This is a genomic window from Proteus myxofaciens ATCC 19692, assembly GCF_001654855.1.
Lineage (GTDB): Bacteria > Pseudomonadota > Gammaproteobacteria > Enterobacterales > Enterobacteriaceae > Proteus > Proteus myxofaciens.
Map to the genome: position 1 here is coordinate 20959 of NZ_LXEN01000053.1, position 8124 is coordinate 29082.

The window sequence follows — 8124 nt, forward strand, 5'->3', positions numbered from 1 at the left end:
TTACATCTCCTGAACCGATGTTGATTGATTACTGATTAAAGCCTTTGGCCATGCATAAGTTGGTGCTTCACTGTTATCGACATTCATGACAATGTTGGCTGCATTTTCGAGTAATTCACTCACAGGCTTTGGAATGTGTGTTCCCATTAACAACATCAGTGCAATCAAAATAATCATCGGTAATGTGGTTAATACGCCTAGTTCGCCTTTTGCCACTACGTCTGGTTTTGGACCAAACACGGTTTTAGCAACCATACGAACTAATCCACCTAATACGACTGTTAATAACAATAAAAGAATAATCGTTAAAACAATGTGTTGAGTTGCTAACCCAGCAATAACAATCATAAACTCACTGAGAAAGACGTTAAAAGGTGGCATGCCGCCTAATGCTAATGCGCCACCCGCAAAAAGTGCCGCACTTAATGGCATGACTTTAAACATGCCCTTCACAACATTAAGATCTCTTGTGCCATATTTGAGTAACACGTTACCAGAACCACAGAACAGCAAGGCTTTGGCTAAGCTGTGATTTAGTGTATGAAATAACGCAGCTAAAATACCGATAGGACCACCGATACCTAAGGCTACGGCAATCAACCCCATATTTTCTACGCTGGAATACGCTAATAAGCGTTTCATATCACGCTGAATAAGAATAAAGAACGCAGCGATAGCGACAGATAACAAACCAAATATTAACAGTAAATTACGTGTAAAATCGGTTCCTATAGCTGCATCAATAATGATGTAGTAACGTATGATAATTAACAGTGCACAATTCAATAACACCGCAGATAACAATGCACTCACAGGGCTAGGTGCTTCACTATGTGCATCAGGTAGCCACGCATGCATAGGGAATAACCCGGTTTTTGTCCCAAAACCAATTAAAATAAAGACAAACGCTAAATGCATTAGCGTTGGATCTAACTGATGGGTATATTTCAACACGTCAGTCCAGAAAATGGCATGATCAGGATCAGGCATAAAGCTTGCTGCGTTGGCATAAACCAAAATCGTACCAAAAAGACCAAATGCCACACCGACACTACAGATAATGATGTATTTCCATGCTGCTTCTAAAGAAGAGCGTTGACCATAAATTCCCACTAAAAATGCAGAACTTAATGTTGTTGCTTCAATTGCAGCCCACATCAATATCAAGTTATTGCTTGTCACGGCTAACAGCATGGTGAATAAGAAGAGATGGAAAAAACCATAATAATTACACAAAGTACGAGCAGAGATTTCTCCCTCATCGACTTCATGATTCATATAGCCAATAGAATAAAGCCCGGTTAAAAAGCCGATAATTCCAAGGATAGTCAAGAATAAGGCGCCTAAGCTATCAACATGGATCCAGTTAGAGGCTGTTAAAATTTCGCCATGAGTCATAACATCAGCAACAGTACCAAGTGCTGCAATTAACAGCACAATAATGCCGATGGTATGAATACCTGTCACAACAGGACGTGCCGCGACTTTTAATAATGGACTTAAAAAGGCTAGTATTGAAAATACCAGCGGTGCAAACATTAGGATTGTTAACATGGTTGTTTGATTCATCTCCTCACCCCTTCAACGCGGTCAATTGATCCACGTTCAGTGTGTTGAGCGTGCGATAAATTTTACGAGCAAGAACAGCCATCACAATCACGGCAAAGATAGCGTCAGTTGCGATACCTATTTCTACAAGCTCTGGCGCTCTCCACGCTAATAACGCCAGTGTTAAGTGCGAGCCGTTTTCCATCAAACAATAACCAAATGCTTGTTTGAGGATGTTTCGTTGTGTCACGATGCATAATAATCCCAACATAAAGTGACCTAACGACACCGCTAATGCAGGTTTTAAATCAGCAACAATCGGTATTTGAATAGGCTCAACAACAAACCAACATAAAATGACGATAATGGCGGCAAATAGCATCAACCAAGCCGGCCTTATCACACTTACATTCGCGCTAGGATCTGATAACTTACGAAATGCAAATCCCATAATAAGTGGAACTAATAAAACTTTTGTGAAAAATGCCGTAATCGCCCATAACGTTAATTGATGTGCATTAAGCGTGTTGGCTAAAGTGACGAAAATCATCACCAATACAAAGGATTGCAACGCATAAAACCAACAAGAGGCTACAGGCTTTTTAGCGCCAATCACCAATAGCGAGGTGATCATCATTAACCCCGCTAAATTATTTACAATAAGTGCTCCAGTCATGATTTATCTCCCTTATCCTAGCCAAGTGACAGCGATAACACTGGAACAGAATGACATTACAATTAGCACGCCAATCACTATTTTCATTGCAGCGGGTACAGGTTGCCCATTTGCGACCTCTTCACTTGGTTTGCCTGGTACAACACGACCAAACCAGTAGATAAACCACGTGAAACTGGCAACGGACTCGATTAACACCAGCACCATAATCGGTGTCATTACCCAGAAAACACTTGATAACTCAAAGCCAGCTGCAAAAATCGGGAATTTACTAAAGAAGCCATTGAGTGGTGGAACACCTGCAATAGCGAGTGCGGCAACACAGAAACCAACACCAAGTAGCGGATATTTATTAATCAGCCCTTTTAAGCGAGGCAACATGCGTGTACCACAGCTATAACTCAGTGCACCTGCAACTAAGAAGAACAAGCTTTTTGCGAATGCATGGTTAAAGATATAGGCGACACCACCGTTAAAGGCTTCTCGAGGTCCAAAGATAGAGATAGATAATGCAAGGAAGATATAAGAAAGTTGAGTGATGGTTGACCATGCTAATAAACGTTTCATATCTTTTTGTGGCAGATACATCATAAAACCATAAATCAGTGTGATGACTGCCATACCAATCCCCACCCAACCAATAATATGAGGAACGGTATCTGCTGAAATAATTGCGCGGGCAAAAATATAAACACCCACTTTTACCATTGATGCAGCATGTAAGTAAGCACTAACAGGCGTTGGGGCTTCCATTGCATCAGGTAGCCATGCTTGTAAAGGTAACTGTGCTGATTTACCCCAAGCAGCAAAAAGAATTCCACCAAACACAATGAGTTTTGTTGAATCATCTAATGATGCAATCGCAGTTAATTCAAACGAACCGGTACTCACAAAAAGCGTCGCTGCGGCAATATACAAACCAATTGAGGCGACATGAGTTATCAATAACGCTTTCATTGCTGAGCGTAATGATTTCTCAGATTGGTAGTAACCTATTAATCCCCAAGAACAGCCCCCTGTTATTTCAAAGAATAACAACTGACCCAGTATGGTTGATGATAAAACCAATCCTGCCATTGCACCGATAAAGATCAGTAAAAAAGCATAGTAGCGACGAGTTCCTTCATGAGGATGCTCACGATTGCTATTTGTTAAATAACCTGTTGAATACAAACTCACTAACAACCCTAAGAACACGACAGCAAACGCAATTAAGGTACTGACACGATCGATAGTAAAGCCAAACAACGCAATATCACCATAACTAACTAAGGTAATAGTGGTATCTATCTTACCTTCAGCAAGAAATTGCCAACCTAAAGCGACAGTACCTAGTGTTGCTAATAGCGAAAATAGCGTACATAACCATTTCGCCATTTTATTTGGCATTAAAGAGGTGATTAATGCCCCAGCAAAGGGGATCAGTAAGGTCGCAAGAGCTATATTTTCCATTGTTTCCTCGCTCCTTATAGACCGGTTAAATAGAAAACAAGAGCCAGTGTCGCAACACCGAACCCAAGCCATGTCACATGATGAGTTAATAAGAAGCGACCACGCGCTAGACTATTCTCAACTAATGACGCTAAGACAAACACGACTAACAACTTCACTGCCATCAAGATAAGAGCAATGAGTAATGCAACAAAGGTAAATTCAGATGCTTTACCAAATGGGATAAACACAGCCAGAAAAAGCTCAGCAACAACAACTTGTTTCAAGCCTATTCCGAGTTTCACCATGGCAAAACCAGAGCCTGAATACTCTGTTAATGGCCCTTCTTGTAACTCTTGTTCAGCCTCAGCGACATCAAAAGGCATTTTGCCCATCTCTATAAAAGAGGCAAAAGCACAGGCTAATAGAGCAAGTAAAGTCGCAGTAGGAGATACCCAACCTTGCGCTAACGTAGCACTGATTATGCCTACGTTGGTGGAGCCTACAATCAATGCAACCACAATCAGTGATAACACTAATGTTGGCTCAACTAACACACCCAAAGTCAGCTCACGGCTTGCACCAATGCCTGCAAATGTACTTCCTGAATCCAATCCAGATAATGAAAAGAAAAAACGGAAAAGTGCGAATAGATAAATCAATGCGATTAAGTCAGCAGCACCACCAAAAAGAGAGGTTCCCGTAAATACAGGCAATGCCATAGCAACCACCAGCATGCTACCTAATAAAACATAAGGCATGATTTGAAAGATAACGCCAGATTGTGCTGGTGATACCGATTGGCGTTTGAGCAACTTAAAGAGATCTCGATAATCTTGCCAAATACCAGGACCTTGACGCGAATGCATCTTAGCGCGAATTTGGCGAGAAATACCGGTACATAACGGCGTGATCGCAAGTAAAAAAAATGCTTGGATGACGGCGAATATCCCCATTATAAATGAAGGTGTTTCTTGGAAAGTCATAAGTCCCTCTCCTTACGCTGCGATGACGAAAAGCAAGATGACCAACGCAACGACAACGTAAAGACAATACAGTCTGAAATCCCCACCTTGTAGGCATTGGATACGTTTAGCGAATCGTTGGATACCACGAACCAGTGGATAAATAATGCTTTCATCCCAAAATGGTTCGACCTTTTCAGCACCGCGCTGTGTTTTATTAAACCCAATAGACAGCCATGGAGATGGATCAAGCTGTTTACGCATACGATAAAGAGGCGCGAACATACTGCGTAATGCTTGAGTAAAGCCACCTGCTGACACCGCCATATCTTTTTCCCATGCATAACCACACGCCCAAGGCTCACCTTTACGTCGTGAGGCAGGTTGATGGCCTTTTAAACCCAGGTAAATCAAGAATGGGATAAGCGGTAGCGCGATTAATAAAATAAAGGTTAATGCAGGAGAGAACATTGCTTGAGATGTTGTATCTGGGATAAGTAATGAACCTTGAGCTACCGTTAATACACGAGTTTCACTCAATGACATCGCAATATTGGCAATCATTGGTGCAACCCAAGTTGCTCCTATACCTAATATCAAACAAAAGAGTGCTAATAAACCCATTGCAATAGTCATAGGTAATGGCACTTCTTTTGCTTTTAAGGCTTGTTCACTACGAGCACCACCACAGAAACTAACGCCATAGACTTTCACAAAACACATAGCGGCTAATGCACCCGTTATTGCCAACATTATAATGGCAATAGGACCACTTAATCGCATAACAAAGTTGCCGTCATGACTCATTGAAAAGAGAGATTGATAGGTATACCACTCACTAACAAAACCATTGAGAGGAGGTAGTGCAGAAATCGCCATACACCCAATTAAAAAGGCCGTTGCGGTATAAGGCATTAATTTCGCTAAACCGCCCATTTTATCCATATCACGGGTGTGAATTTGGTTAATAATGGCTCCTGCACCCAAGAATAATAATCCTTTAAATACAGCGTGATTTAATAAATGGTAAAGTGCGCCTAATAAGCCAAGTGCAGCAATAACAGGATGATCGGTTGCCATACCTACCATGCCAACGCCCACACCCATTAAAATAATGCCGATATTCTCAACGGTATGCCATGCAAGTAAGCGCTTAAGATCATGTTCAGCCAAGGCATACATTACGCCAAGAACAGAAGAAACCGCACCAAAGGCGAGAACAACAATTCCCCACCACATTTCGGTGGCACCTAATAAATCAATTCCGACTTTAATTATTCCAAAAATACCAATTTTGACCATCACACCTGACATTAATGCCGATGCATGAGAAGGTGCTGCGGGGTGGGCTTTTGGTAACCAACTGTGTAATGGCAACATACCGGCTTTGGCACCAAAACCAAAGAATGCCAGTAAAAACACCACAGATGCCATTGCAGGAGAAAGAGAAAGTTGGCGGAATGAATCAAAATCAAGGCTACCGCTTTCACGCCACATTAAGAAGAAGGCTATCATGATTAACACTGAGCCTGCATGAGCAATAAAGAAGTAAAGCAAGCCGGCATGAATAGATTCATCATCTTGATCCGCAATAACTAAGAACCAAGAAGCCAGTGACATCATTTCAAAGAGGATAATAAAGTAAAATCCATTATCCATCACAATCAAGCCCACCATAGAAGCAATAAAAAGATTCATAAAGAATCCCATACTCCATGCACCACGGCCTTTATATTCTTGAACATAAGAAAGGGAATAAAGCGCGCAAACTGTCACCAGCAATGAGATAACAAACACCATAAAGGCGCCAAGCATATCCATTCTCACAACAAAAGCGGCAAAATCAAAAGGCCCTTTAGTTGCAAAACTGACTGTTTCACCGTTAAAAATAACGGGTAATGCGCTTAATATACCTAATACGCCACCAATAATGGCACTAATGCCTGTAACAAAAATCGCTAAGCCTTCTTGTTTTTTTAAAAGAAGAGAAAGAAGACCACCAGCAACATAGAGGATGATTGACCACAGTAGTAACTGAAGAGGTTCCATATTACTTGTGCTCCTGTGCCAATGTAGAAAGAGATAACGCATCAAGCCCTGTTAGAGGTTCAGTAACCGCACTTAAACGTCGATTTTTCATTTGTTCTTCAAGACTATCGTCTTCAATTAAATGTAAGGCATCAGTAGGGCACACATTGACACAAGCAGGACCCTCGTCAGAAAACGCACATAAATCACATTTCACTGCAATAGCTCTGATTCCTGCATTCCATGCAAGAAATGGGTTTGTAGTAGGTAAGCTTGCTGGCACATCAGCTAACATTTCTTCAGGAACAAAATAATCAAATACAGCAGGTAAATTGACGGGTTTACTACCCGATGGTGTAATAGCACCAAAGGGACATACTAAACCGCATAATTTACAGCCAATACATAAACTCTCATTAAGGAAGATCATATCTTCTTCATGAGTTATCGCATTGACAGGACACACAAGAGCACAAGGAGCATCTTCACAGTGTCGACAAAGCATCGGCGCTGTTTGATCCTCCACTTTCACCACAGTAAGACGCGGATGAGCCTGTAAACCCACAGCTTGATGAACTTCAGAACAAGCCGCCATACAGGTATTACACCCTATACATCGTTGTGGCTCTGCAATTACAAAGCGATTCATTCGCCACATCCTCCAAGAAAAACATTTAACAGCATTACTGTCGTTAATTTTTCTTAGAAGAAGCATATTTCATGCCAACAAATATTATCTTTTAAATCAATGGATTAAAATAATTCAAATAAGAAGGGAATGACGGATCGACATTAATGACGTTGACACTAAAAGACCATTAATTTGTCATTATCTGTTAATGTCGTTTTATCAAAAGAGGATATTAATGAAATAGGCCTGGATAGACAGACCTATTAAAGAGGCGGGTTAATTCAAATAAGGATTAGCTTTTATAAATTCTATTTTCAACCGCTTTCATGCTTTTTAAGCCACATTTTAAATCGTCAGGGGTTGCTTCTGTGAAACCTTGACTGAAGGTTGCTTCTAAATAAGCATCAACCATCATATTGGCTTTAAATGGCGTTATTAATAAGCCCCCCATAGAAAGCATATTACAATTATTAATAATCTTACAAAAACGAGCAGTTGTTACACTTTCGCAAACACCACAATAAACGTTTTTATGCTTATTCGCGCTAATACTGACGCCCATCCCTGTTCCGCAGAATGCAAAACCAACATATTCAGGATGTTCTGAAATAATTTCACCCACTTTATCGCCGACATCGCAATAACCAATAGGGCCTGATTCAGTGATATCTTTAATAGTATAGTTTTTAGCTAATAAATGCTCTTTCACTGAATTTTTCAGTTCATAACCTGATGGATCTGCACCCATTATAATGATTTTCTTTTCCATATAGACTCCTAAATTAATTTAAGAATTATTGGCTAAGATAAACTATCTTATTGATAATAATAAATATTAAAAGCTA

At 40.5% G+C, this 8124-nt stretch carries 7 protein-coding genes; all 7 read right to left on the reverse strand.

The window, feature by feature from the left end:
- The 7 genes from M983_RS06340 to M983_RS06370 all read right to left on the reverse strand — a co-directional run bounded on the left by M983_RS06340 (position 1) and on the right by M983_RS06370 (position 8048).
- Entirely contained in the window at positions 1 to 1569 is a 1569-nt protein-coding gene (locus tag M983_RS06340; protein ID WP_066748772.1) for a hydrogenase 4 subunit F, read from the reverse strand.
- Positions 1570 to 1573: 4 nt separating this feature from the next.
- The gene (gene hyfE, locus M983_RS06345; protein WP_066748775.1) at positions 1574 to 2224 is read right to left on the reverse strand and encodes a hydrogenase 4 membrane subunit; all 651 of its coding nucleotides are present in this window, start codon (positions 2222 to 2224) and stop codon (positions 1574 to 1576) included.
- Positions 2225 to 2236: 12 nt separating this feature from the next.
- On the reverse strand, positions 2237 to 3676 hold the full coding sequence (locus M983_RS06350) for a hydrogenase 4 subunit D (RefSeq protein WP_066748778.1): 1440 nt from the start codon (positions 3674 to 3676) through the stop codon (positions 2237 to 2239).
- 14 nt (positions 3677 to 3690) lie between these two features.
- Positions 3691 to 4641 (reverse strand): respiratory chain complex I subunit 1 family protein, encoded by a 951-nt coding sequence (locus M983_RS06355; RefSeq protein WP_066748779.1) that lies wholly within the window; start codon positions 4639 to 4641, stop codon positions 3691 to 3693.
- A gap of 12 nt (positions 4642 to 4653) precedes the next feature.
- Positions 4654 to 6669 (reverse strand): hydrogenase 4 subunit B, encoded by a 2016-nt coding sequence (gene hyfB, locus M983_RS06360; protein ID WP_066748780.1) that lies wholly within the window; start codon positions 6667 to 6669, stop codon positions 4654 to 4656.
- Between the two features lies 1 nt (position 6670).
- Positions 6671 to 7297, reverse strand: a complete 627-nt coding sequence (locus M983_RS06365) for a 4Fe-4S dicluster domain-containing protein (RefSeq protein ID WP_066748783.1) — start codon at positions 7295 to 7297, stop codon at positions 6671 to 6673.
- Between the two features lie 274 nt (positions 7298 to 7571).
- On the reverse strand, positions 7572 to 8048 hold the full coding sequence (locus M983_RS06370; protein WP_066748786.1) for an RpiB/LacA/LacB family sugar-phosphate isomerase: 477 nt from the start codon (positions 8046 to 8048) through the stop codon (positions 7572 to 7574).
- Positions 8049 to 8124: the final 76 nt, after the last annotated feature.

Coding starts and splice junctions, on each gene's coding strand:
- M983_RS06365 (WP_066748783.1), bottom strand. CDS start 7,297: ATGAATCGCTTTGTAATTGCAGAGCCACAACGATGTATAGGGTGTAAT.
- M983_RS06340 (WP_066748772.1), bottom strand. CDS start 1,569: ATGAATCAAACAACCATGTTAACAATCCTAATGTTTGCACCGCTGGTA.
- M983_RS06355 (WP_066748779.1), bottom strand. CDS start 4,641: ATGACTTTCCAAGAAACACCTTCATTTATAATGGGGATATTCGCCGTC.
- hyfB (WP_066748780.1), bottom strand. CDS start 6,669: ATGGAACCTCTTCAGTTACTACTGTGGTCAATCATCCTCTATGTTGCT.
- M983_RS06350 (WP_066748778.1), bottom strand. CDS start 3,676: ATGGAAAATATAGCTCTTGCGACCTTACTGATCCCCTTTGCTGGGGCA.
- M983_RS06370 (WP_066748786.1), bottom strand. CDS start 8,048: ATGGAAAAGAAAATCATTATAATGGGTGCAGATCCATCAGGTTATGAA.
- hyfE (WP_066748775.1), bottom strand. CDS start 2,224: ATGACTGGAGCACTTATTGTAAATAATTTAGCGGGGTTAATGATGATC.